The 21,819-nt window shown below is 55.9% G+C and carries 21 protein-coding genes; 9 read left to right on the top strand and 12 right to left on the bottom strand.

Annotation, left to right across the window (positions count from 1 at the left end; genetic code table 11):
* Positions 1 to 11 precede the first annotated feature (11 nt).
* On the bottom strand, positions 12 to 839 hold the full coding sequence (locus N655_RS19260) for a TrmH family RNA methyltransferase (protein ID WP_155987612.1): 828 nt from the start codon (positions 837 to 839) through the stop codon (positions 12 to 14).
* A gap of 74 nt (positions 840 to 913) precedes the next feature.
* Between N655_RS19260 and N655_RS0114740 the strand changes: the two genes are divergently transcribed.
* Together N655_RS0114740 and N655_RS0114735 are read left to right on the top strand one after the other, a co-directional pair.
* A complete protein-coding gene (locus tag N655_RS0114740; RefSeq protein WP_026443601.1) occupies positions 914 to 1,558 on the top strand; it encodes an L-threonylcarbamoyladenylate synthase in 645 nt (214 codons plus the stop codon).
* A gap of 9 nt (positions 1,559 to 1,567) precedes the next feature.
* Positions 1,568 to 2,197, top strand: a complete 630-nt coding sequence (locus tag N655_RS0114735) for a YdcF family protein (protein WP_069955832.1) — start codon at positions 1,568 to 1,570, stop codon at positions 2,195 to 2,197.
* A 39-nt stretch (positions 2,198 to 2,236) separates the two neighbouring features.
* Here the strand turns inward: N655_RS0114735 and N655_RS0114730 are convergent, their stop codons facing one another.
* A complete protein-coding gene (locus N655_RS0114730; RefSeq protein WP_049961463.1) occupies positions 2,237 to 2,839 on the bottom strand; it encodes a ribonuclease HI family protein in 603 nt (200 codons plus the stop codon).
* Between the two features lie 182 nt (positions 2,840 to 3,021).
* Between N655_RS0114730 and N655_RS0114725 the strand changes: the two genes are divergently transcribed.
* Positions 3,022 to 3,618, top strand: a complete 597-nt coding sequence (locus N655_RS0114725) for an RNA polymerase sigma factor (RefSeq protein WP_049961544.1) — start codon at positions 3,022 to 3,024, stop codon at positions 3,616 to 3,618.
* A gap of 129 nt (positions 3,619 to 3,747) precedes the next feature.
* Positions 3,748 to 4,731, top strand: a complete 984-nt coding sequence (locus N655_RS0114720) for an anti-sigma factor (RefSeq protein WP_049961462.1) — start codon at positions 3,748 to 3,750, stop codon at positions 4,729 to 4,731.
* An 18-nt stretch (positions 4,732 to 4,749) separates the two neighbouring features.
* Here the strand turns inward: N655_RS0114720 and N655_RS0114715 are convergent, their stop codons facing one another.
* From N655_RS0114715 to cyaY, 3 genes are read right to left on the bottom strand one after another with little or no spacing between them, the layout of a single operon-like run.
* Positions 4,750 to 6,453, bottom strand: coding sequence for an acyl-CoA mutase large subunit family protein (locus tag N655_RS0114715; RefSeq protein ID WP_238324772.1), 1,704 nt, complete (start codon positions 6,451 to 6,453; stop codon positions 4,750 to 4,752).
* Between the two features lie 58 nt (positions 6,454 to 6,511).
* A complete protein-coding gene (locus N655_RS0114710; protein WP_026443595.1) occupies positions 6,512 to 7,273 on the bottom strand; it encodes a glycosyltransferase family 2 protein in 762 nt (253 codons plus the stop codon).
* 11 nt (positions 7,274 to 7,284) lie between these two features.
* On the bottom strand, positions 7,285 to 7,668 hold the full coding sequence (gene cyaY / locus N655_RS0114705) for an iron donor protein CyaY (RefSeq protein WP_349509495.1): 384 nt from the start codon (positions 7,666 to 7,668) through the stop codon (positions 7,285 to 7,287).
* Positions 7,669 to 7,728: 60 nt separating this feature from the next.
* On the opposite strand from cyaY, the gene N655_RS0114700 reads away from it, so the two are divergent.
* Entirely contained in the window at positions 7,729 to 8,592 is an 864-nt protein-coding gene (locus tag N655_RS0114700; protein ID WP_026443593.1) for a hypothetical protein, read from the top strand.
* Here the strand turns inward: N655_RS0114700 and N655_RS19255 are convergent.
* Positions 8,570 to 10,447: a CRTAC1 family protein gene (locus N655_RS19255; RefSeq protein ID WP_202900344.1), complete on the bottom strand. Its 1,878-nt coding sequence runs from the start codon at positions 10,445 to 10,447 to the stop codon at positions 8,570 to 8,572. The genes N655_RS0114700 and N655_RS19255 overlap by 23 nt on opposite strands.
* A gap of 130 nt (positions 10,448 to 10,577) precedes the next feature.
* Between N655_RS19255 and ribA the strand changes: the two genes are divergently transcribed.
* On the top strand, positions 10,578 to 11,237 hold the full coding sequence (gene ribA, locus N655_RS0114690) for a GTP cyclohydrolase II (protein ID WP_026443592.1): 660 nt from the start codon (positions 10,578 to 10,580) through the stop codon (positions 11,235 to 11,237).
* On the opposite strand, the gene N655_RS0114685 is transcribed toward ribA, so the two are convergent.
* From N655_RS0114685 to N655_RS0114675, 3 genes are read right to left on the bottom strand one after another with little or no spacing between them, the layout of a single operon-like run.
* The gene (locus tag N655_RS0114685; protein ID WP_026443591.1) at positions 11,238 to 11,684 is read right to left on the bottom strand and encodes an NUDIX hydrolase; all 447 of its coding nucleotides are present in this window, start codon (positions 11,682 to 11,684) and stop codon (positions 11,238 to 11,240) included.
* Between the two features lie 9 nt (positions 11,685 to 11,693).
* The gene (locus N655_RS0114680) at positions 11,694 to 12,344 is read right to left on the bottom strand and encodes a nitroreductase family protein (RefSeq protein ID WP_026443590.1); all 651 of its coding nucleotides are present in this window, start codon (positions 12,342 to 12,344) and stop codon (positions 11,694 to 11,696) included.
* Between the two features lie 18 nt (positions 12,345 to 12,362).
* Complete coding sequence (locus N655_RS0114675; RefSeq protein ID WP_155987611.1) at positions 12,363 to 13,325, bottom strand: hypothetical protein; 963 nt, start codon at positions 13,323 to 13,325, stop codon at positions 12,363 to 12,365.
* A gap of 181 nt (positions 13,326 to 13,506) precedes the next feature.
* On the opposite strand from N655_RS0114675, the gene N655_RS0114670 reads away from it, so the two are divergent.
* Positions 13,507 to 14,136 carry a hypothetical protein gene (locus tag N655_RS0114670; protein ID WP_162173563.1) on the top strand — a complete coding sequence of 210 codons (630 nt, stop codon included), beginning with the start codon at positions 13,507 to 13,509 and terminating at the stop codon, positions 14,134 to 14,136.
* Between the two features lie 38 nt (positions 14,137 to 14,174).
* On the opposite strand, the gene N655_RS20795 is transcribed toward N655_RS0114670, so the two are convergent.
* On the bottom strand, positions 14,175 to 14,336 hold the full coding sequence (locus N655_RS20795) for a hypothetical protein (protein WP_202900343.1): 162 nt from the start codon (positions 14,334 to 14,336) through the stop codon (positions 14,175 to 14,177).
* A gap of 175 nt (positions 14,337 to 14,511) precedes the next feature.
* Here N655_RS20795 and uvrA point away from each other — a divergent pair, with 175 nt between their 5' ends.
* Together uvrA and N655_RS0114655 are read left to right on the top strand one after the other, a co-directional pair.
* The gene (uvrA, locus tag N655_RS19250; protein ID WP_044934776.1) at positions 14,512 to 17,349 is read left to right on the top strand and encodes an excinuclease ABC subunit UvrA; all 2,838 of its coding nucleotides are present in this window, start codon (positions 14,512 to 14,514) and stop codon (positions 17,347 to 17,349) included.
* Positions 17,346 to 18,242 (top strand): CPBP family intramembrane glutamic endopeptidase, encoded by an 897-nt coding sequence (locus N655_RS0114655; protein WP_026443587.1) that lies wholly within the window; start codon positions 17,346 to 17,348, stop codon positions 18,240 to 18,242. Before uvrA ends, N655_RS0114655 begins: the two co-directional genes overlap by 4 nt.
* A gap of 112 nt (positions 18,243 to 18,354) precedes the next feature.
* Here the strand turns inward: N655_RS0114655 and N655_RS0114650 are convergent, their stop codons facing one another.
* Together N655_RS0114650 and N655_RS0114645 are read right to left on the bottom strand one after the other, a co-directional pair.
* The gene (locus N655_RS0114650) at positions 18,355 to 20,811 is read right to left on the bottom strand and encodes an ATP-dependent Clp protease ATP-binding subunit (protein ID WP_026443586.1); all 2,457 of its coding nucleotides are present in this window, start codon (positions 20,809 to 20,811) and stop codon (positions 18,355 to 18,357) included.
* 219 nt (positions 20,812 to 21,030) lie between these two features.
* Positions 21,031 to 21,798 (bottom strand): ABC transporter ATP-binding protein, encoded by a 768-nt coding sequence (locus tag N655_RS0114645; RefSeq protein ID WP_238324771.1) that lies wholly within the window; start codon positions 21,796 to 21,798, stop codon positions 21,031 to 21,033.
* Positions 21,799 to 21,819: the final 21 nt, after the last annotated feature.

Raw genomic sequence — 21,819 nt, 5'->3', positions numbered from 1 at the left:
CCAGCGAAAAGTTAAATGCTGTCCTCTGGTAAAAGGTTCTGCTTCGGCACTCGCTGGCCGCGTTGTCTGGCCGCCTCATACAGCAAAATACTGGCCGCGACGGCGGCATTCAGCGACTCCACTGGCCCCGGGCACGGAATCTTGATGCGGGCTTCGCATGCGCTCAGCATCTCCGGGTGCAGTCCCTTGCCTTCATTGCCGATGACCAGCGCTGCCGGCCGGGAAAGGTCCATCTTATGGGCAGGCGTGCCTCCTCGCGCTACCGCGGCAATCAAAGGAACTCCATGATGCCGAAGGACATCCAGGCATTCGTCTTCCTTGAGCGAAAGCACCGGGATGCGGAAGATCGAGCCAGCCGAAGCCCGCAACACTTTGGTGTTCCAAAGGTTGGCTGTGCCCGGCAATGTAATGACTCCTGCGGCCCCGAAGGCCTCTGCCGAGCGGATGATCGTCCCCAGATTTCCCGGGTCCTGCAACCCTGCCAATACCACAATCAGCGAAGGCGATTTTGAAAGCACAGCTTCCAAAGAAAAGGTCGGAAGCTGGGCCAATGCCGCAACCGGCTGGGGCGACTCTGTCGTGGCAATGCTGGCAAACACATCCGGTGCCAGCTCCAGGACTTCAGTAGAGGCAGGAAGGTCGAGCTTTTCCAGGAGGTCCAGGCTGCCAGAGCGGACAAAAAGAACAGGAACAGGAAGATGGCCGCGCAGGGCCTCCTCGATGAGATGGAATCCCTCAAGGGCAACCAGGCCGGAGGGGCCCTTCCCGCCCTTTCTTAACGCCATGCGTATTTCTTTTACGCGGGCATTCTGCCGGCTTTGTACAATGCGAACAGGCATGTGCTTTTGTATTGCCGGCATGGAAAAATTTTAACGTGTCGCGCCATCTTTAAGATTTCTTGATGGGAGTTATCTTGTCAGCCGAGATTTTGCGCATTCATCCGGACGAACCGGAGCCCGAGCGCGTCGAATATGTTGTCTCCTGCCTGCGGAACGGCAAAGTTGTGGGGATGCCTACGGACACCTTTTATGGTCTGGCGGTTGATCCAGTGAACCTGAGGGCGGTAGAGCGGATCTACGAGATTAAGACCCGCCTGAAGCATAAGCCCCTATCGCTGCTGATAGGGACCCTGGAGCAGGCCTATGAACTGGCGCGCGATATGGATGCGAATTTTGATCGGCTGGCAGAGCGTTTCTGGCCCGGCCCGCTGACGCTGATCGTCAAAGCAAGTTCCCGTCTTCCGCTGCGTGTTACGGCAAACACCGGAAATGTAGCGCTTCGCATTCCGGACGCGGCCATTCCCCGCGCAGTAACAAAGGCCTTTGGTCTGCCGATAACGGCAACCTCAGCCAATCTGCAGGGCGCCCCCGAATGTACATATGCAGCCTGCGTGCGTGACCAGATTGGAGACCGCATCCCTCTCATCGTGGATGGAGGACCCACAGGGCGCAGTCTCCCCACCACGATTGTGGACCTCTCTGAAGGCAACGGCCGCTGGCAGATCCTGCGCGAAGGGGCGATTGCAACTCACGAAATCGCACTGGCCTTGCATCATTAAGACGCGGTCATGATTGTTCCCGACACCCATTTGAAGAAGGATTTCGCCCGCTCCCGATGGTTGACCAAGGTCCTCCTTGTGGCCTTGCTGATTGCAGTTGGCTGGAGCGCCTGGGTTTATGGCCAGATCCGGTATTACGCTGACCGCGACGAAGCCCAGCCCGCCGATGCGATCGCCGTCTTTGGGGCTGCGGAGTATGATGGACGGCCGTCTCCCGTACTGCGGGCGCGTCTGGACCATGCGCTGGAGTTATACCAGCGCCGTCTGGCGCCACTGGTCATTACCCTTGGCGGCGGAGACCCGGGAGATACGCATTCTGAAGGTGGGGTAGGGCATGATTATCTTCTCGCCCACGGCGTTCCCGAAGCAGCCATCATTGCCGAAACGCAGAGCAGCAATACCGCGGAATCCGCGGCCAGACTGGCCAGCATTGCCAGGACCAATCATCTTTCCCGCATCATCGTCGTGAGTGATGGAACCCACTTGTTCCGCATTCACGCCCTGTGCGAGAAAAACGGTCTTCATGTCCTGACATCTCCTCGGCAGGTCACGGGAAGTCTGGGCTGGAAGGAGTCATGGACGCGCATGGCGCATGAGATTCTAAGCTACACGGCCTGGCGGATCGGAATGCACGGATAATAATAAATACTTATATTTACTCAAATACTGATTTATACATTAGCTATTGTTATGTTCTGGCAGGATCTTTACATAAATGCCTTCTGGAAGTTCTCCCTCAAGAAGATGAATGGCCCCGCCCTTCACAAAGCCCCGCAGGACCCGGGAAGAAGGTGGGAGCGAAGCCGAAGTGCGCCCCATGCCCTTGTCCATCGCCAGATTGGCCAACTGGTCAGCGCGGCGGTTCTTTTCCCGCAGAACATGCTGGATTTCAAAACCTTTTAACTGTCGGATGCGGCTGAGGGCCCCTTCATAGAGCGGGCGCAGGTCTGTGCTGTTGACGCGATACTTGCCCTGAATTTGTTTGACGAGCAGCTCAGAGTCGGCGATGACCCGAAGTTTTGGGATCCCGTTCTGCAAAGCATAGTCAAGAGCAGCCAGGAGGGCGGAATATTCGGCAAAATTGTTGGTTTTTTTGCCTAAATATTCATTGAGCTCGGCCAATTTGCGACCTTCTGCGTCTTCCACATATACACCATACCCCGCTGGACCTGGGTTGCCGCGGGAACCCCCGTCACAATAGGCGGTGACCCAGGTATTTTTTTTCGCGGCGGACGGAGTTTCAGGCAGCGGAAAGAGTTCTCCCTCACGGCGGCTATTCATACACTGAGTTTAAATAAATTGCAGATTCTGCTCACCTTTTTCCGATTGGTCCGTCCGTTAAATTGCATTTGCATTTGCTCTTCGTGGAGTTGCAGGCAATGGCAGCAGAAGCACTACGCATCCCCGTTCCCACACAAGCAACAGCATTGGAGACGGGGCGAGCGGTAAAATCCTCCCAGCGGATGCCAACCGAAGTACGCGACCGGACGACCGAAGCAGAGCTGATACGCGAGGCCCAACAGGGCTCGCGCGCTGCCTTTGACATTCTCGTGCGTCAATATGATCAGGCTGTCCTGCGACTGGCCCTGCACCTGACCGGGTCTGAGCAGGATGCCCAGGACATCCACCAGGAGGCTTTTCTCAAGGCGTTCCGCTATATCGGCAACTTCCGGTTTGAGTGCTCGTTTTATACGTGGATCTACCGGATCGTCACAAACCTTTGCCTCGACCAGTTGCGGAGGCGGAAGTCGCGTCGGGAAGACCCGGCGATCATGATTGATTCGTCTGGCGAAGAGATGGATTTGCTGAGCAACGTCAGCGACGACCGCGCGATTGCCAACCCGGAACGAGAGCTCCAGCGCAAGCTCCTGGGGCAACGGATCCAGGCGGCCCTGGAAAAGCTGACGCCTCGTGAGCGGATGGTCTTTGAATTGAAACACTATCAAGGGCTGAAACTGAGGACCATTGGAGAGATGCTGAACACAACGGAAGAGACGGCAAAGAATACACTCTTCCGGGCAACGAAAAAACTAAGGGCGAGTCTGGCTGAGGTACGCTGATTTGTGAATGGGTGAAGTGAAAGACTCTTGCTTTTAAGCGACAAAGGTCGCGCGGCACAAAGACTGGCAATCACCAGCGAAGACAACGAAAAAAGCAACACTTTTTGAGGACAGTGAGGAACAGGGACCATGGCCATGAAGTGCGATCTGGCACAGCAACACATCGCGCTGGCAGTCTACGGTGAATTGTCCGATGACGCCAGCCATCAACTCGATCAACACCTGAAGGAGTGCGAGGAGTGCCGCAAGGAAATGGCGGCGGTGCGCGGACTTCAGGCGGCCATGTCCTTTTATCCCGTAGAAGAGCCGTCCCCGAGTCTGGTGGCGCGCGCCCGGATGCGTCTGGAGGAAGCGCTTGACAACATGCCGCACAGCGGATGGCTGGAGCGGACGCTGCAGCTCTTTGGCCGGGGAATGGGCCGCATACGGTCTGCGCCGGTCATGGCCTCCTTGCTCCTGTTTGCTGGAATCTCGCTGGGCGGATACGGTGGCTATCGCGCCGGGTTGAGAGCTGCCCATGCTGGAGACAGCAAACCAGGTCCTGACGCGGTCCAGGCGCTGGCAGGCAATGATGATGTGCCGGTCCAGGTGGCAAATGTCAGCAATATTACGCGCGATCCCAACTCCAGCCTGGTAACGGTAAGCTATAACAAGCTAGTGCCTGAGACATTGCAGGGCCCTCCGGATGATCCGCGTATCCATCAGCTGCTGCTTTTGGGGACACAAAATAGTGTGAACCCAGGGGTGCGGGACGATTCCGTTGATCTTCTGGCCAACGAGTGTCGAGCAGGACGCCAGTGCGATGACGGGCGGGTGCGGGACGCGCTGATGGTAGCACTGCGGCATGACAAGAACGCGAGTGTACGCATGAAGGCCCTCCAGGGCCTCCAGCCTTATATTGCGGAAGATATGCGGGTGCGGGATGCGGTGCTGGAGGCGCTCATGAATGACTCGGACCCGCGTGTACGCACCCAGGCAATCAGTCTGATTGAGCCGGTAGAGGCCGATTCGAGTGTGCGCGAGGTGCTCCACACGGTTGCCATGCAGGATGACAGTCCGGAGATCCGTACTGCTTCGCGGCAGGTACTGCAGCAGCTGCCGCAGATCCAGTAATGATGCAGCGTCCCTGCATCAACTCAGCGTCACTTCGTTGTAGGTCCCGAAGACTTTTTTCAGGGCATTGCAGATTTCGCCGATTGTGGCATAGGCCTTTACACATTCCAGAAAACAGGGCATCGTGTTCTGGTCTTCTTTTTCCGCAGCATGGCAGAGCGCCAGCAGAGAGCGGGCCACCGCCTCGTTGCTGCGTTCGCGGCGCAGCTTTTTGAGTTTAGAGCTTTGCGCCTCACGCACGGATTCGTCGATATGGAGAATCTGCGGCTGTGGTTCTTCCATCATATATTCGTTGACGCCGACAATGATTTTTTCCCCTGCCTCCACGGCCTGCTGATATGCGTAGCTGGCCTCGGCAATCTCTTTTTGCGGAAAGCCCTTTTCAATGGCGCGCACCATCCCACCCATGGCGTCCAGCTTTTCAAAATAGGCAAAGGCCGATTTTTCCATGTCCAGCGTGAGGCGTTCGACAAAATAGGAGCCGCCCAAGGGGTCTACGGTTTTCGTCACGCCGGATTCATAAGCCAGAATCTGCTGGGTGCGGAGGGCAATGCGGGCCGCGTCTTCCGTAGGCAAGGCGAGCGCCTCATCGTAGGCATCAGTATGCAGGGACTGTGTTCCCCCCAGGACTGCGGCCAGCGCCTGAATGGCAACACGCGCAATATTGTTCTTCGGCTGCTGGGCAGTCAGAGAAACACCGGCGGTCTGTGTATGAAACCGCATCCAGGCCGCGCGGGGACTTTTTGCGCGGAACCGTTGTGTCATCACGCGATACCAGATTTTTCTCGCCGCACGATATTTGGCAATCTCCTCAAAGAAGTCATTGTGGGCATTGAAGAAAAAGCTGAGGCGCGGAGCAAAATCGTCTACAGAAAGGCCCCGGCGGAGGGCCCATTCCACATATTCCATTCCGTCGTAGAGGGTAAAGGCCAGTTCCTGCTGTGCTGTCGATCCAGCTTCGCGGATGTGATACCCGGAAATCGAGATGGGATTGAAGCGCGGGAGATGGTGCGCGGCAAACTCGAAGGTGTCCACTACCAGACGCATGGAAGGAGCAGGCGGGTAGATATATTCCTTTTGTGCGATGTATTCCTTGAGGATGTCGTTCTGCAGAGTGCCGGAGATCCTCCTCCAGTCCGCGCCCTGCTTTTCCGCTACGGCAAGATACATGGCCCAGATCACGCTGGCAGGCGAATTAATGGTCATGGACACGGTGGTCTGTTCCAGGTCGATGCCGGAAAAGAGCGTCTCCATATCATCGAGGGAATCAATGGCCACACCGCATTTGCCGACTTCGCCCTCGCTTTCCGGATCGTCCGAGTCCCGTCCCATCAGCGTAGGCAAGTCGAAAGCGACAGAAAGCCCACTGCCCCCCTGGGCCAGAAGGTATTTGTAGCGCCGATTGGTTTCTTCCGGTGAGGCGAATCCGGAGAACTGGCGCATCGTCCACAGCTTGCCGCGATACCCGCTGGAATGGATACCGCGAGTATAGGGTGGTTGTCCCGGTTCCCCAAGGTATTGGTCCTGGTGTTCAGACCAGTCCGGGGGAAGGTCCTCTTCAGTGTAGAGGCGTTCGACGGGTACTCCAGAGAGGGTTGTGAAGCGGGCATTTCCCTTTTCGTCGCAATTGATGCCTGAGGGTGCACCAATCGGTTTTTCCGGGGATTTGCTTAGCGCCGGCTTCAGGGTCTGTTCTTCCCAGCGCTTTCTAGCATTCGCCATGCGCAATTTGCCTGGGTCCGTCATCTGGAAGACTTTTCAGCTTATGCGACGCGATGTATTATCGGCAAGCCTGCCATGCTTTCGCATATTTCCAGCTTACATAGGCCGAGTGGTAGAGGTGCAGCAGGAACCCCTCGCGGCCATCCAGAAACCCAAGCCGAAAAAAGTAGTTGTAAAGGAAGGTTGCGGCTGGATTGATCCATACATTCCACAAAAAAGCAGGTGTGCTCCGGCTTGTCCGGCCTTTGGCGATGGCCTGTTCCGCACCCAGGGAGCTGTACCGGTTCATGTGTGCAAGATAAATTTCCAGAGATGGATATGCGTGATGAATCAGGCTGCCTTTGAGGGTATGAGTTGCGCCGGAAAAGCAGATGGTTTCATGCACGGCGCGCTCTTCAAACCATGCTGATCCTTTGCGGAAGAGGCGAAGCTTGGGGTCAGGCCAGTATCCGCCGCGTCGGACCCAGCGGCCCAAAAAGAAGTTTTTGCGGGGAAGAAAATAGGCCTCCACGTCCGGAGTGTTCTTCAATAGCAGGCGTATCTCTGCAGCAAGCTCAGGACTTACTTCCTCGTCGGCATCCAGAGAAAGGACCCATTCGGAAGAACAATGCTCAATGGCAAAATTTTTCTGCTTGCCAAAGCCGCGCCAGGGCTCATGGAATACCTTTGCACCCAGGTCCTGCGCAATCTCGACCGTCCTGTCAGAAGAGCCACAATCCACAACGATGATTTCGTCTGCCCACAGCACACTTTGTAGTGTGCGGGGCAGGTTGGTTTCCTCATCTTTGGTGATTATGGCGACGGAGAGGGTCTTTGCCATCGGAGGGCCCGTTATCCAAGAGAAACAGACTCGCTGCCCAGATGTTGGTTGATGAGGCGCGCGACCAGGGGCTTCAGCCTTGTGCCGTCCTTCGGCAGAATGAAGTCTTTTGTTTCATCAGACCAGTCGAGTTTAAAGCTGGTGGCCAGAGCAGAGATCCAGATTTGCCGCACGGGAGCATTTGGCGTAATGACAAACTTTGCCGGCGGGTCATCGAAAAGAACATTCAGCACGCCCCCTTGTTCTTCGGCTTCAAAATCGCCTTGTGCTTCGGCATCAATCAGGCTTTTCTTCAGGGACTCCATGGCCGCGTCCGCATGGCGGCGAAATTCTGTTTCATCCATCATGGCACTAGTGTAGCAAGCAGAATTGTTGTTGTTCTCAGTATCCGTCATTGGATTTTCATCTGAAATTCAGCAAGGAGACGGCAAAATCGGGAGAGAGGGAAATTCCGGATGAAGCTTCTTCTTTCACTAGCACTTCTTGCAATAAACTGCATCGCCCTGGCGCAAACTCCTGCAAACCTTGAGCAGTTGGTGAAAGATGTGGCCTGGAATGAATGGAAAGACAGAGAACGAAACAGTTTCTGGCAGTACCGCATACAGCAAAAGATCGGTCAGGAGACATTTTTGAAATACCAGGTGGAAACAGAGCAGGGGCCAATCTACCGGATTCTCGAAAAAGATGGACAGCGTCTGGACGAAAAACAGCAACAGGCAGAAGATGCAAGGCTGAATCAACTGTTGAACAGCCCGGCTGCTCTCAAAAAGAACCGAGACGACCATTTGCAGGATGAAGAACGTTTGCAAAGGCTGACAAAGTTGATGCCGGAAGCATTTTTGTATGAAGCCGAAGGGCCCCCAGCGGGAGATCTGCTGACTTTGAAATTTCGTCCCAACCCGGCATTTAAACCGCCAACGTATGAAGCCCGTGTTTTTCATGGAATGGCCGGAAGCATGGTCATCAATCAGCGATTCAAGCGCCTGGTCGCGATGCATGGCACTGTGATTGAACGGATTGATTTTGGTTTTGGTCTGCTGGGATACGTAGACAAAGGCGGTCAGTTTGCGATCCACCGCGAGCAGGTAAGCAGTACGCACTGGAAGACTGACCTGGTGGAGGTACATGTTTCCGGGCGGGTGGTCCTCTTTAAGAGCGTGAGCAAAGACCATTATGAAGCGCGGTCCCAGTTCCAACCCGTTGAAGCCGGAATTACTCTGGCAGAAGCTCGGCGGTTGCTGGATGAAGCGGCTGCGGAAAATCAGGCCGAGCTTCTACCGGAGAAAGACCGTCCGGCTACTTCTTCTTTAAGCCAGTGAGAGCCAGAGCCTTCGGGGTTTTGCTGCCTTCTTCAAGCAGGTAGAGCTGATTCACGGCAAGACCGCTATAGGAGTCTACCTGTCCGGAGGGCCATCGCACTTCGACCAGGTCTACGGTCTTGGCTTGGTCGAGGCCAAAATGGAGACGAAGATCATTTTGCGAGTAATAACTGCCACCGCTGCGGACCTCGTCAATCTGAACAAGAGGCTGTTTCGCATCAGGCTGACAACGGGCGACCACTTTGACGCGCGCGCCGATTCCTGTGCGGTTGGATTTTGTGCCAATCGTTTTGATTTTGATCCAGTTGCGCTTCCATTCAGAATCACAACGTAGGAGCTGCGGAAGGGAATTGACGCAGTTTACGACGATGTCCAGGTCTCCGTCATTGTCATAGTCGCCAAAGGCGCAGCCGCGTGCGGCCACAGGTGTTGTGATTCCCGGACCGCCTTTCTCGGTCACATCTTCGAATCGGCCGTTGCGCAGGTTGCGATACAGATATTTGTGCTCCGCATAGGGGGCCTCGGTCTTTGAAGTACTGACCTCGGGGTAGACGTGGCCATTGGAAACCAGAAGATCAAGCCAGCCGTCATTGTCCATGTCAAAGAAACCAATTCCCCAACCCAGATAGCGCGTATTCACACCCAGTCCGGAGAGATAGGTATCGTCCTCAAAGGAACCATCGCCGAGGTTTGTGTAGAGCGAATCTGTGTCTCCAGCGAAATTTGTCTTTGCGATGTCCAGGGTTCCATCGCGGTTGTAATCTCCCACGGTGACACCCATGCCTGCCTGCGGCTTTCCATCGGGAGAAAGGGCGGCCCCGGCTTCGATGGCAATGTCTTTGAATGTGCCATCTTTCTGGTTTTGATACAGGGTCGCTGCCGTCGAGTCATTGGCTACGTAAATGTCTGGCCATCCATCATTGTCAAAGTCGGCAACGGCCACGCTCAGGGCATAGTTGCCGACCGTGTTCCACATGCCTGCTTTCTCGGAGACGTCCGTGAAGGTCCCGTCGCCATTGTTGTGATAAAGAATGTTTTTGCCACCCGGAAGTCCCGGAGGACCGCAGGCAACCAGGATGCCCTTGTATTCGCAGGGGCCCGATTCCGGAGTGGGTGCAGTCTTCAGATCGAAATCAATATAGTTGGCAACAAAGAGGTCGAGGTGGCCGTCCCGGTCGTAATCGAGGAAGGCGCAGCCAGAGTTCCAGCGGAGCCTGGATTGCAGCAGACCAGCTTTGGCTGTGACGTCGGTAAAGGTGCCGTTTCCATTGTTGTGGAAAAGTGCATTCTGCCCATAGTAGCTGACGAAAAGGTCATCATGACCATCGTTGTCATAGTCACCAATGCAACAACCCTGGCCCCATCCGCTGCGGGCCAGCCCGGCTTTGGCTGTGACGTCGGTAAAGGTGCCGTCGCGATTATTTTTAAAAAGATGACAGGTTGGTTCCTGTCCTTTGGCAAAGCCCTCCAGCCTCCAGCCGTTGACCAAAAAGATGTCGATCCATCCATCGTTGTCATAGTCGTAAAAGGCCACGCCGCAGCCTGTGGTTTCCAGCAGATATTTATTTTTGCCTTCACCTCCATAAATGGTTTTGACGTCCAAGCCCGATTGCGCTGCAACGTCAAGAAACTGCACTCCCAGAGGCGTTCCTGCAATCGGGGACCTGGGACCCGGTGGCGGCGGCATGGGCCTTGCTTCATAGGCCGGTTGCGCCCCGGGTTTGCTTTGCGGCGCTTCCTGCCCGGCAAATCTTGCGGCCCTCTTCCACGGTGGGGTGGCCAGCAGCAGCACATCGGAAAAAGGCAGGACCAGAGCGGTACGGCTAAGAGACTGAAGAAACGCGCGTCGGTTCATTGGGGACGGGAAAATTGTAGCAAGGTGACGCGCCTGTGCGCCCTGCATCCCTTGTCGCATCTCATTCCTTGAATGATGTGGGCTGGGGAGGGAGCAGGGACCCCGGCCAGCAGGTTCGTATAATCAAAACATGCCGTTTGAAAGCGTCAAAAAGGTCGCAGATGCTGATTTTCCCACTCGTTGGGGACATTTCCGCATTCTTGGATTTGAAGGTGTACTGGCCAATCCTGAACCGTGTAATCCCGAGGAGCAAGCGGCTGCAAGACGGGTAGAAGGCGCGGTGGCGCTGGTGATGGGCGATGTACACTCTGCTCCGCCCATTGTTCGCATCCATTCCCAGTGTCTTACTGGTGATGTCTTTCACTCTCTCCGCTGCGACTGCCGTTTGCAGCTTGAGCTTGCTTTAACAAAGATCACTGAGGCGGGTGCCGGGATTCTGATCTATGAGCAGCAGGAGGGCAGAGGCATCGGCCTGATGGCCAAACTGAAGGCCTACGAGCTCCAGGACCAGGGGCTGGATACCGTGGAGGCCAATGTCCAGCTTGGCTATAAGCCAGACTGCCGCGAATTTGAGCTTCCCGCCGAGATCCTGAAACAGCTTGGCATACCCGCAGTGCGTCTCATCACCAATAATCCGGAAAAAGTGCAGGCGCTGGAGTCAGCCGGGGTCCGGGTAACGGAACGCATCTCCGCGGCAGTTGAGCCTGAAGAGACATTTCTGCGTTATTTGAGGGTCAAACGGGAAAAGATGGGCCATCTGCATGAAGAGCTTGAAGAGAAGCGGGGATGACTACGGCCACATCTGGGCAAGCTGAAAGGCCTTCTCAACCACAGCGGCTGTGCCTGCCGTAATTCTGTATTTCTCCCGGCCGGCAAGCTCTTCACGGGAGAGCCAGACGGCCGCGACCGCATCGCTGGCACAGCGTAACTGGCCGCCAGTCCTGCGGCAAAGGAAATCGACCAGAACATAGTGATAGCGGACCCTGCCGGCTTCATCATGGGCAATTCGATCGAGGACTTCCACCACCTGCAAGGGTTCCACTTCGAGTCCAGTTTCTTCCTGCACTTCGCGGCAAACTCCCTGGGCCAGAGACTCGCCCAACTCAAGAGCGCCGCCGGGCAGGGACCACTCACCCTGTAAAGGTTCTTTTCCGCGCTGGATGAACAGGACCTTTTCCTGTTCCAAAATGATTGCGGCTACGCCGATGACGGGGGCGTCCGGATATTCGCGCTTCATTCCTTACACTCAGAATTTCGCAGGTCTGCCATATTCTTCGACAAAGACGGTATGGGCCATGGCAAAGCGCCCACCATTGAATTTATCCGGGCCTTTCAGATGGCCGATTCCGAGCAAAGCAACAACGTGATAGCTAAGCGGCAGTTTCAACACTTCGCGAACTTTTTCTTCCTCGAACCCTTCCATGGGGGCGGTATCGTATCCCAGGGCCTCGGCCATGAGCATCATGGTAGTAAAGGCAATCATGACGTGCCGGTTGAGCCACATGGGAAAATTCGGGTGATTGGACAGATAATTCGGAATGTTGACTTTGGCCTGTTCGGCATAATGTTCCGGCATGCCGCCTTCCCGACCAAGGCGCAGCATCTCTTCCAGATCGCCTTTGCGCCAACCGTCCGCATCGCCACAGGCGACGATGACGGCGGAAGCCTCTTCGACTTTTGCCTGGTTGAAACTGGCGGCACGCAGGCGGCGTTTCTGTTCCGGTTGTCTGACGACGATGAAGCGCCAGGGTTGCATGTTATAGCCACTGGGTGCGTGAAGGCCGGCATCGAGAATTTTCTTCAGGTCTTCGTCCGGAACAGGAGAGCCATCAAAGCTGGGGGTTGCACGGCGTTGTGCAATCACCTGAGACAAATTTTTCTCCATGATGTTTGCCATGAGAATGTTTCCTGAAGTTTACTGAATTTGATTCATGGGCAGTTCAATGCCAAAAGGACGCTGATTGGGAGCATTCGCATAGACCCAGAGGCCGGAAAATCCCTCGCGAAGCTCCGGGTGTTGTGCCAGAAGTGCCTTCATCACATCGATATTTCGGCTCCGCGTCGCCACCGGGTCAGAGGCATCGCTGACCTTGTAGTTCACAACGAGATCCAGATGTCCAAGAGATCCGTCGGTATGCAGGTCAGTAATCTCAAACATCTGTCCGGCAGCGGAGACCACCATCGGTCCAGACCCGGGAAGACCATCGGGTTTCACGCTTCCCATTTCTTTCTGGAGCTTTTCAAGGTTTGGGCTGGAGAGAAAATCAGCGGGCAAAGCAAGATATGCAGCGGTTTCATAATAGAAATATGCGTTCCATTGCTGTTTTTTCGCTGCAAAGGCACGGGCCTGGGTCCAGTACCAGACGCTATCGTGCCCGGCCAGAGTCAGCGGCCTTACATAGAAACCTGCCAGCTTCCACTGATTGCTCTGGGCGGAATCATTGGCCAGGATCATGGCCATTTGCTGGGGCTGTTTTCCGCCGGATGAATGAACCAGAAGAACAGCGTAATTTCCGGGAGGCAACTGGGCAAGGGAAATGGTAATGAGCAGCTCAGAACCAGGAACGCTGCAAAAAAACTGTGTGTCCGCCGGGGCTTTCAGGTCAGAAGCATTCAGCGCATACATGTTCTGCACAAGGAAATTTGCTCCTTGCATTTCCGGTGATATGGACTGGATGGTGTTTGCAATCGGATCAAACTGCGCGACCACAAGGCTGATGGTGTCGGCTTTGACCGCTGCCACATTTCCTGCCTGAATTTCCGCAGCCAGGGTGGTCCCTGCCTTAAGGAGAACTGATCGCTGCGCTTCTGTCATCTGCGACTGCGTGGTGCAGGTGACTGCGCCGGCCACTCCGCAGGAAAGCAGAACTGCGAGCAAGAAAAGCCATCGCCGGGAATTCATAAGCCAAAAAGAAAAATTCACGAGCAAACTCAAACCACTGCTAGTCTAGTATAGAGAGGACACTCTCACGAACGTCTTATTTTCTAAGATGCGACCTGCCGTTTCATTCTGGCTGCTGCTTGCCGTAACTGCAACGGCGCAAATGCAGAGGGTGGCCGTGCACAGGTCCGCCTCCAAAACGGAGACCGTTTCTGTCCCTGCCGCTGCTCCTCAGCCGGTGTCACTGTTGGACCAACCGGCACAGCCCGCACAGGTGCAGTTTGACGGACAAAAACTTTCGATAAAAGCGGACAATTCCACGCTCTCGGCGATCCTGCAGGAGATTTCCTCCCGGACGGGCATGAAGGTGGATGGGCCTGTCACTGAGCAGAGGATTTTTGGCAGTTATGGTCCGGCCAGTCCTCGTGAGGTGGTGGCTTCGCTGCTGGACGGCCTTGCCTACAACGTTGTCATGGTAGGCAGGCTGGGCAACGGTGCGCCGCGGGAATTGATTCTGACGCCCAGAAGCGGTGGAATTCCGACCAACAGTCCCGTGATGGTAGCCCGCCAGATGCAGGAGAACGACGCGGAGAATGGGGACAACGGAGATGAGAATATGCCTCCGGATGAGCCACCGGACACTTCTCCACTGCCGCCCCGACCTGTGAACACACCGGAGATGAATGGAGCTTCCCCGGCCCCATCGCCCTCGGACCAGAATGGCGGCGTCAAGACCCCGCAGCAGTTATTACAGGAATTGCAGGACTTGCGGGCGCGGCAACTGCAACAGCAACAGAATCCACAGTAGCTGGCAGCTGCAGATGAGGGGAACGGACGCCATCAGGCCTAAGCAATTCGGGCGATTTCCGCTTTGGCCTGGGGAGCTTTGGCATAAGAGCGGGCATGGAGTCTGAGCAGGCCAAAGGCCACACGGCAAATTCCGTAAGCAGCCAGGACCCCGAAAGCCAACGCTGCTCCGGCCGCGCATAAGAGTAAGATCAGGTTCATTAGATTTTGCATTTCAATACCGGCTTCCAACAGCTACGATGCACATTGTCTCAGAAACTCGCGCGAATTGACCCTGCTTTCTATTGCCAACTAAGATACCTATAGTATCTGTTCCGATTTGCAACTGCATTGATCAGCTTACAGCAACTGCAATTTCGCTGAATTTTCACACTGCATGTCGATCACCCACATCACAGTACGCGGAGCGCGCCAGCATAATCTGCGGGACATCAGCGTCCGGATTCCGCGCAATACACTGACTGTCGTGACCGGATTGTCAGGCTCAGGCAAGTCATCGCTGGCATTTGACACAATCTATGCTGAGGGCCAGCGACGCTATGTTGAGACTTTGTCGGCCTACGCGCGGCAGTTCTTAGACCAGGTGGAGCGCCCAGATGTGGATTCCATTGAGGGACTCAGTCCGGCTATTTCGATTGAACAGAAGACGACCAGCCGCAGTCCTCGCTCAACGGTGGGGACAATCACCGAAATCTACGATTATCTGCGTCTGCTATATGCATCTGTAGGTGTGCCGCATTGCCCCAACTGCGGAAGGCCGATCTCACGACAGACGCATGAGCAGATTGTGGAGCGTATCCTGTCGCTGGCCCCGGGTGAGCGGGTAACGATTTATGCGCCTGTAGTCCGCGGGCGTAAGGGAGAATTTAAAGACCTTCTGGATGAGCTGGACCAGCAGGGATTCCGAGCAAGGGTTGATGGCGAACTTCGTGATTTGTCCGAGCCGGTGAATCTGGAAAAGCGCAAAAACCACACCATCGAGGCGGTGATTGACCGTATCGTGCTCAAGCCGGGGGTAGAGAAGCGCTTGCAGGAGGCGGTGGCGCGCGCTCTCCAGATGGCGAATGGACTGGTGCTGGTTGCGATTTCCGGCGGTGGGGAACAGCTCTATTCGTCTTCGATGGCGTGTCCTGACTGCGGCCTGGATGTGCCGAAGCTGGAGCCGCGCAGTTTCTCTTTTAACAGCACCTACGGGGCGTGCCCGGAATGCCACGGACTGGGCAGCATTTATGATTTTGACCCGGCGAAGATCATCTCTGACTGGTCAAAACCGCTGCTGGATGGCGCATTAGGACCAGGTTCCGCCTCACAATATCTCATCAAACTGATTCATCTGGCGGCGCAGCGGTACAAGATCGACCTGAAGAAGCCATTTGAGCAGCTTCCCAAAAAACATCAGGACATTCTGTTGTATGGTCCGGGAAAGACGGAGGCCCCGCGAACAGGCTTTCACGGGATCCTTGCCTATCTTCGCAATGCGGTAGAGGAGTCCCGATCGGATGCTTACCGCGAATGGATGCTGGGATATATGTCGGCCACGACATGCCCGGCCTGCCAGGGAAAGCGCCTGCGGCCTGAATCGCTGGCGGTGAAGGTAGCAGGGCTTTCCATTGCCGATTTCACCGCCTTGTCGCTGCGGCGCGCCCTGGAGGCTGCGCGCAGGATGGAATTTACGGAGCGAGAGGCGCTGATTGCCGGACGCTTGCGCAAGGAGATTCTCGATCGGCTGGAGTTTTTGAATGCCGTCGGTCTGGGCTATCTCTCCCTTGACCGGAGCGCGGCCACGCTCTCCGGGGGTGAAGGGCAGCGTATCCGCCTGGCAACACAGATCGGCTCGCGTTTGCGCGGTGTGCTTTATGTACTGGATGAGCCCTCAATCGGACTTCATCAGCGAGACAATCAGCGTTTGATCCAGGCGCTGGAATCATTGCGCGACCTGGGAAATACCGTCCTCGTGGTGGAACACGATGAGGACACGATCCGCCATGCGGACTATGTACTGGACCTTGGCCCCGGCGCTGGGAAGCTGGGCGGGCAGGTGGTCGCTGAAGGTCCGCCACAGCGGATCATGGAGACGCGGGAATCGTTGACCGGACGATATCTAGCGGGAGAGATCAGTGTATTGCACCGACTTGTGCCGCGTGTTCCCAATGGCAAATGGATCACGGTGGAAGGTGCGCGCAGCCATAATCTGCGCAACATTACGGCCAGGTTCCCGTTGGGTGTGATGACGGTGGTGACTGGGGTCTCCGGGTCGGGCAAGAGTACGCTGGTGAATGACATTCTGTATCGGGGGCTGGCAAAGCAGCTTTATGGCTCACGAGAAGAACCGGGTGAGCACACGCGCATCTCGGGCCATGAGAAGATAGACAAAGTCATTCGCATTGACCAGTCGCCCATCGGGCGTACTCCCCGGTCCAATCCGGCAACGTATACGGGTGTGTTTTCGGCCATCCGCGATCTGTTTGCCATGCTGCCCGAGTCGCGGGAGCGCGGGTATAAGGCCGGACGCTTTTCCTTCAATGTGGCCGGAGGACGCTGCGAAGCGTGTCAGGGTGAAGGGCAGCGGCGTATTGAAATGAATTTCCTGCCCGATGTGTATGTTCAGTGCGAGGTCTGCAACGGGCGCCGCTACAACCAGGAAACGCTGGCCGTGAAGTTCAACGGGTACTCCATTGCTGATGTTTTGGACCTGGCGATTGAAGACGCTCTGCCCGTGCTGGCGGACATTCCGCAAGTGAAGCAAAAACTGCAAACACTCGTGGACGTAGGCCTGGGCTATATTCATCTGGGACAGTCGGCCACGACACTGAGCGGCGGTGAGGCGCAACGCATGAAGCTGGCCCGCGAATTGTCGAAGCGCCAGACCGGGCGCACACTGTATCTGCTGGACGAGCCTACGACCGGGCTGCATTTTGATGATGTACGCAAACTGCTGGAAGTGCTGCACCGGTTGACGGACCTGGGCAACACGATCATTATTATCGAACACAATCTTGACGTGGTCCGCAACGCGGACTGGATCATCGACCTGGGACCGGAGGGTGGAGAAGAAGGCGGGCAGATTGTGGCCGAAGGTACTCCGGAGCATGTATCCGGCGTTGCAGGATCTTACACCGGACAATTTCTTCGGCGGTACTATAAGGAAGTCCCTGCTTCTGGTAACCGCACATCCAAAAAGCAGAAGTCATCCCAAAACGTGGCCCTTGCATGACGCTCGATCCCGTATCGCTGACTCCGGTTTCTTCCGCGGGGTTCTCTGCCGAAGAACCACCGCAGAAGACCTCGCTGCCTGATGATGAGATACCCCACCTGGGGCATGCGACCTTATTCTTTGTCATGTGTGTTCCTCTGCTTTTCGCCGGTGAAGGGGTCTTTCTTTTTCTGGCGAAGCAGGTTCCCCAATTGCATTCCAAGAGCTATCGTGAACTTTTCAGCCTGATGAGCCAGGATGCCAGACTGGCCATCCCTACACAAGCCTTTGTTTATCTTTTGATTGGCTTCGTGACGATGGTCGTTTTTACGGTCCTTTGGCAGCGTCCTTTTTTTGAGGGGATCCACTGGAACGCATCTACCGCGCACGACAGGCTTTGGGGGCTTTGCGGGCTGGGTGTGGGGCTGGGAATCAGCATCACATTTTTGCAGGCGTATCTGCCGATTCCTATGCCGCAGAATCCGCCAATCCTGCAGGACATGGTCCACTCGTCACTGGGTGCCTGGATGATGCTTTTCTTTGGCGTTTCGATTGCGCCTTTTATGGAGGAGCTGGCCTTTCGCGGATTTCTTCTGCCCGGGCTGGTCCATGCCTTCCAGTGGCTCATGCGACAACAGGTCCTTTCTCCTCAGGCCTTTTCGTGGATTACGCTTCCACTTTCCGTGGTGTTGACGACGGTCCCATTTGCCCTGCTTCATGCCGAACAGGTCTCCAGCGCATGGGGACCCTTGCTGCTCATTGGCCTGGTCAGCATTGTGCTCTGCGCCGTTCGGTTGCGACTCCGGTCGCTTGCGGCCAGCACCGTGGTCCATGCGGCCTACAATCTCACCCTCTTTGCTGGAATCCTGCTGCAAACGGACGGATTCCAACATCTGGAGCGTCTGAATTCCTGATTCAGAGAACTCATGACGGACACAGGGGCAAAGCGGCGTGCTGTCTGTCTCTCATAAGAAAGACCCCGCATGGAATGCGGGGTCCTGAGGGCCAAAGTGCTGAGGTAGAAACTCAATTGCTGTAAAGCAGCGCACCTTCGCTTTTGAGGTCGCCTTCCTTGCCCACTGGGCGATAGAAAAGCTGGTTGTTTTCAAGATAGACCTCGATAAATGCGGGCCGTTCTGTAATCTGGCCGGCTATCAGCGCTTCGGAGAGCGGATCTTCTACGTAGCGCTGTAAGGCGCGGCGCAGAGGACGCGCTCCGTAAGTGCGATCCACCATGGTCTTTTCGAGGATCCACTTTTTCGCTTCCTCAGTCACCGAGATGGTGATGGCCTTCTGGGCCAGATTGGTGTTGAGCTGCTGTACGAGCAGTTCGAGAATCTGGATGAGGTCTGCATCAGTAAGTGCCTGGAAAATAATGATTTCGTCCAGGCGGTTCAGGAACTCCGGATTGAACGTCCGCTTGACCTCATTTTTGACCAGCTCCTCAACCTTCTCCATCACCAGTTCTTCGCGGTCGCTCTGGAAGCCAAGCCCCTGCTTCCGCTGGAGATGGCGCGCTCCGATGTTGGAAGTCATGATGATGATGGTGTTTTTGAAGTCCACCGTGTTGCCGAGGCCGTCCGTAAGCTGACCGTCCTCGAAGACCTGAAGCAGGATGTTAAAGACATCCGGATGTGCCTTCTCGATTTCATCGAGCAGGACGACGGAGTAGGGTGAACGCTTGACGCGCTCTGTCAGTTGCCCTCCCTCCTCATATCCTACGTACCCCGGAGGGGACCCGATGAGTTTGGAGACGGAGTGCTTCTCCATAAACTCGGACATATCGAAGCGGATGAGCGCCTTTTCTGATCCGAAGAGAAACTGGGCCAGAGTGCGCGCCATCTCGGTCTTACCGACTCCGGTTGGCCCCAGGAAGAGGAACGAACCGATGGGACGGTGCGGGGACTTCAGCCCGGCACGGGAACGGCGGATGGCGCGGGCCAGCGCGGAGATGGCCTTGTCCTGCGAGATGACGCGCTTATGCAGCTCTTCTTCTACGCGCAGCAGTTTCTGGGTCTCCTCCTCTTTAATGGAGGTGACTGGTACGCCTGTCCAACGGCTCACGACCTCCTCAATGTCTTCGCGAGTGACAATGCCGGCAGTCGAGTCGTCGAGGTGATATTTATCACGCAGAGCGCGCAGGTTCTCGCGTTCCTTCCGCTCCTCGTCGGAATAGAAGCGGGCCTTCTCAAACTCATGGTTGGCAATGGCCGAATCCATGCGATGGACGATGAACTTGATCCGCTTATGGACTTCGGTGATCTCGTCCGGGAGCGAGGTCTGGCGCAGTTTGACGCGCGCGCCGGCCTCATCAATCAGATCGATGGCCTTATCGGGCAGGAAGCGGTCGGAAATGTAGCGGTTTGAGTGAGAGACCGCAAACTGGATCGAATCATCAGTGTAACTGACGGCATGGAACTTCTCATAGCGGTCCTTGATGCCCATGATGATCTTGACCGCGTCATCTTCGTTGGGCGGTGGGACCTTGACGGCCTGGAAGCGGCGCTCCAGGGAGCGGTCTTTTTCGATGGACTTACGATACTCGCCGGGCGTGGTGGCCCCGATGCACTGGATTTCTCCCCGAGAAAGCGCAGGCTTGAGGATGTTGGCAGCATCAAGAGAGCCTTCGGCAGACCCGGCGCCGACCAGAGTATGCAGTTCATCAATGAAAATGATGCAGTTCTGGTTTTCCATCAACTCTTTCATGATGGTCTTGAGGCGTTCCTCAAACTGGCCGCGATACTTCGTTCCGGCAACGATGAGCGAGAGGTCCAGGGCCAGGACCCGCTTGTCGGCCAGGAAGCTGGGTACGTCCCCGTCGGCAATGCGCTGGGCCAGGCCTTCAACAATGGCAGTCTTTCCTACGCCGGGTTCACCAATCAATACAGGATTGTTCTTGGTGCGGCGGCAAAGGATCTGGACGACCCGCTCCAGCTCAGCATCACGCCCGACCAACGGATCGAGCTGTCCATCCAGTGCCGCCTGGGTCAGGTCGCGGGAGAACTCCGCCAGGAGGCTGGATTCTCGGTTGCGCTGCTGCTGCGGCGCCTTTTCCTGCGTGGTGCGGGCCAGCTCCTCACGAATCGCAAGAAGCTTGAGTCCCCGCTCGTGCAGGATCTCCGCAGCAAAACTCTTTTCCTCGCGCAGCAGGCCCAGCAGAAGGTGCTCCGTGCCGATGTGTTTGTGTGACAGGCGCTCGGCTTCCTCTGCGGCATAAGCCAGCACGCGCTTGCATTCATTGGAAAGGGGAAGGTCGACAGAGGTGGATACTTTCTCACGAATGGTGGTGTGGCCCTCAATCTGTTTGCGGATTGAGTCCACGGAGGCGTGCGAGCGGAGAAAGCGGTTGGTCAGCGCCTTGTCCTCACGCAACAGGCCGAGCAGCAAATGTTCGGTCTCAATGTAGGGCGAGCCAAACTGGCTGGCCTCATATCTTGCAAAGAAGATGACGCGACGTGCCTTTTCTGTATAACGTTCGAACATATTTCCCCTGAGAAGACGTCTGCGTTTGTCGAAGCCCGGAAGCATCCAAGAGGTTGCCCGGCGTCCTTCTGTTCGGAGGACTTCTTCGCAAATTCGCCTGCATCTTCGGCCCTTCTCGCCGCTTTCACCCATCGAAAACTGGCCCCGGTGAAGACGGCCTTTGGGATGGAAGCTATCTGTTAACCATCCCACTTCAGTACTACACAATTCTCCGCCGAATCAACTCTGCGGAGACAGTTCCTCCATACGGCCTTTTTCCAGCCGTAAAATTCTGCTACATCGCTGCGCAAGCGTCATATTGTGCGTTACGATGACCGATGTCAAATGCTCCTTTTCATGAAGACGCCGGAGCAAAGAAAATACCGTATCTGCTGTTAGACTGTCCAAATCCCCGGTTGGTTCGTCAGCAAGAAGTAATCGGGGCTGCGTTACCAGGGCGCGCGCCAGGGAAACCCGCTGCTGCTCTCCTCCGGAAAGCTCTCCAGCCTGGTGGTCTGCACGACCTTCCAGCTCCACGTCCCGCAGGCATTCCATGGCCCGGGCAAAGGCCAACTTTCTGGACTCCCCGCGGGCCAGCAGCGGCATGGCTACATTCTCAAGTGCAGTAAATTCCGGCAGAAGGTAGTGAAATTGCCATACATAACCCACTTCCCGGTTGCGGAAGGAGGCAGCTTCACCTGGCGACAGTTTTCTCAAAGGAGTTGAGGCGCAGTATACTTCACCGCTGGTGGGAGCATCAAGGGCACCCAAAATGTGCAATAAAGTGCTCTTTCCGGACCCAGACTGGCCAACAATCGCAACCAGTTCGCCCTGATCGACCTGAAAGCTCAGGCCATCAAAGAGGATGAGTCTTCCGCGTCCAGTTGCGTATTCCTTACGCAGATTTTCTACCCAGAGGAATGGATGCGCGGTCGCAGCAAGAGGACTCAAACTCATAGACGACTGGGCCGCAGAGGCGCCGTGCCGATCGATGGAGAGAGTTCCCATAACTACCTCTACCATTGTTGG

It is taken from the genome of Pseudacidobacterium ailaaui (assembly GCF_000688455.1).
GTDB lineage: Bacteria > Acidobacteriota > Terriglobia > Terriglobales > Acidobacteriaceae > Pseudacidobacterium > Pseudacidobacterium ailaaui.
This window is presented reverse-complemented; position numbering and strand designations above follow the sequence as displayed.

What these genes read in the sequence shown, in the direction of transcription:
- cyaY (WP_349509495.1), bottom strand. Translation starts at nt 7,668, where the DNA reads ATGACGGATACTGAGAACAACAACAATTCTGCTTGCTACACTAGTGCC.
- N655_RS20795 (WP_202900343.1), bottom strand. Translation starts at nt 14,336, where the DNA reads ATGAACCTGATCTTACTCTTATGCGCGGCCGGAGCAGCGTTGGCTTTC.
- N655_RS19255 (WP_202900344.1), bottom strand. Translation starts at nt 10,447, where the DNA reads ATGAACCGACGCGCGTTTCTTCAGTCTCTTAGCCGTACCGCTCTGGTC.
- N655_RS0114735 (WP_069955832.1), top strand. Translation starts at nt 1,568, where the DNA reads ATGATTGTTCCCGACACCCATTTGAAGAAGGATTTCGCCCGCTCCCGA.
- N655_RS0114725 (WP_049961544.1), top strand. Translation starts at nt 3,022, where the DNA reads ATGCCAACCGAAGTACGCGACCGGACGACCGAAGCAGAGCTGATACGC.
- N655_RS0114650 (WP_026443586.1), bottom strand. Translation starts at nt 20,811, where the DNA reads ATGTTCGAACGTTATACAGAAAAGGCACGTCGCGTCATCTTCTTTGCA.
- N655_RS0114700 (WP_026443593.1), top strand. Translation starts at nt 7,729, where the DNA reads ATGAAGCTTCTTCTTTCACTAGCACTTCTTGCAATAAACTGCATCGCC.
- N655_RS0114655 (WP_026443587.1), top strand. Translation starts at nt 17,346, where the DNA reads ATGACGCTCGATCCCGTATCGCTGACTCCGGTTTCTTCCGCGGGGTTC.
- N655_RS0114730 (WP_049961463.1), bottom strand. Translation starts at nt 2,839, where the DNA reads ATGAATAGCCGCCGTGAGGGAGAACTCTTTCCGCTGCCTGAAACTCCG.
- N655_RS0114645 (WP_238324771.1), bottom strand. Translation starts at nt 21,798, where the DNA reads ATGGGAACTCTCTCCATCGATCGGCACGGCGCCTCTGCGGCCCAGTCG.
- N655_RS0114720 (WP_049961462.1), top strand. Translation starts at nt 3,748, where the DNA reads ATGGCCATGAAGTGCGATCTGGCACAGCAACACATCGCGCTGGCAGTC.
- ribA (WP_026443592.1), top strand. Translation starts at nt 10,578, where the DNA reads ATGCCGTTTGAAAGCGTCAAAAAGGTCGCAGATGCTGATTTTCCCACT.
- N655_RS0114715 (WP_238324772.1), bottom strand. Translation starts at nt 6,453, where the DNA reads ATGGCGAATGCTAGAAAGCGCTGGGAAGAACAGACCCTGAAGCCGGCG.
- N655_RS0114685 (WP_026443591.1), bottom strand. Translation starts at nt 11,684, where the DNA reads ATGAAGCGCGAATATCCGGACGCCCCCGTCATCGGCGTAGCCGCAATC.
- N655_RS19260 (WP_155987612.1), bottom strand. Translation starts at nt 839, where the DNA reads ATGCCTGTTCGCATTGTACAAAGCCGGCAGAATGCCCGCGTAAAAGAA.
- N655_RS0114680 (WP_026443590.1), bottom strand. Translation starts at nt 12,344, where the DNA reads ATGGCAAACATCATGGAGAAAAATTTGTCTCAGGTGATTGCACAACGC.
- uvrA (WP_044934776.1), top strand. Translation starts at nt 14,512, where the DNA reads ATGTCGATCACCCACATCACAGTACGCGGAGCGCGCCAGCATAATCTG.
- N655_RS0114710 (WP_026443595.1), bottom strand. Translation starts at nt 7,273, where the DNA reads ATGGCAAAGACCCTCTCCGTCGCCATAATCACCAAAGATGAGGAAACC.